Below are 1,615 nucleotides of genomic sequence, written 5' to 3' on the forward strand. Positions count from 1 at the left end.
CCCGATATCCATACCACTGCGGGTAAATTGGCCGATCTTCGTAAACGTCTCGCGGTTGCGGAGATTCCGTCCGGTGAGGCGGCGGTGGACAAGGTCCACGCCAAAGGCAAGCTGACCGCCCGTGAGCGGATCACCGCCCTGCTCGACGAGGGCTCGTTCGTCGAACTCGACGCCCTCGCCCGCCACCGCTCCCAGAACTTCGGACTGGGGGAGAACCGGCCCTTCGGTGACGGTGTGGTCACCGGCTACGGCACCGTCGACGGCCGTGATGTGTGCGTGTTCTCCCAGGACGCCACCGTCTTCGGCGGCTCGCTCGGGGAAATCTACGGCGAGAAGATCGTCAAGGTGATGGACCTGGCCGTCAAAACCGGCCGACCGTTGGTCGGGATCAACGAAGGTGCCGGAGCCCGCATCCAGGAAGGGGTGGTCTCCCTCGGGTTGTACGGCGAGATCTTCCACCGCAACGTCCGCGCGTCCGGGGTGATCCCGCAGATCTCGGTGATCATGGGACCGGCCGCGGGCGGGCACGTCTACTCCCCGGCCCTGACCGACTTCGTGGTCATGGTCGACGGCACCTCGCAGATGTTCGTCACCGGACCCGACGTGATCAAGACCGTCACCGGGGAGAACGTCACCATGGAAGAACTCGGCGGCGCGCACACCCACATGGAGAAATCCGGTGTCGCGCACTACGTCGCCTCCGGAGAACAGGACGCACTCGACTACGTCCGCGACCTGCTCTCGTACCTACCGAGCAACAATCGCGCCGACGCCCCCCGCACCGCACCCTCCGATCCGATCGCCGGGTCGATCGAGGACTCGCTGACCGCGGAGGATCTCGAACTCGACACCCTGATCCCCGATTCACCGAACACCCCGTACGACATGCACGAGGTGATTCGTCGGATCCTCGACGACGACGAATTCCTCGAAGTCCAGGAAGGGCGGGCCCGCAACATCATCGTCGGGTTCGGGCGCATCGACGGCCGGTCGGTGGGGATCGTGGCCAATCAACCCACCCAGTTCGCGGGCACCCTCGACATCGACGCGTCCGAGAAAGCGGCACGGTTCGTGCGCACCTGCGACTGCTTCAACGTCCCGATCATCACCCTGGTCGATGTGCCCGGGTTCCTGCCCGGTACCGGCCAGGAATACAACGGCATCATCCGACGCGGCGCGAAACTGCTCTACGCCTACGGCGAGGCCACGGTCGGGAAGATCACCGTCATCACCCGCAAAGCGTACGGCGGGGCGTACGACGTGATGGGGTCCAAGCACATGGGAGCCGATGTCAACCTCGCCTGGCCGACCGCGCAGATCGCGGTCATGGGAGCCTCCGGCGCGGTCGGGTTCGTCTACCGCAAACAGTTGCTCGAAGCCGCGAAGAACGGTGACGACGTCGACGCCCTCCGGTTGACGCTGCAGCAGGAATACGAAGACACCCTCGTCAACCCCTACATCGCCGCCGAACGCGGCTACCTCGACGCCGTCATCCCCCCGAGCCACACCCGCGGCCAGATCGTCACCGCACTACGACTACTCGAACGCAAACAAGTCACCCTCCCACCCAAGAAACACGGAAACATCCCACTATGAGCGAAACGAACGACGACGC

The 1,615-nt window shown here is 64.8% G+C and carries 1 protein-coding gene; it reads left to right on the top strand.

Translation table 11 applies throughout. The annotated features are described in order from the left end of the window. On the top strand, positions 1-1,596 hold a 1,596-nt coding region (locus CH274_RS21275), incomplete at its 5' end, for an acyl-CoA carboxylase subunit beta (RefSeq protein WP_218829233.1). Positions 1,597-1,615 lie beyond the last annotated feature (19 nt).

It is taken from the genome of Rhodococcus sp. 06-418-5, assembly GCF_002258285.1.
In the GTDB taxonomy this organism is placed as follows: Bacteria; Actinomycetota; Actinomycetes; order Mycobacteriales; family Mycobacteriaceae; genus Rhodococcoides.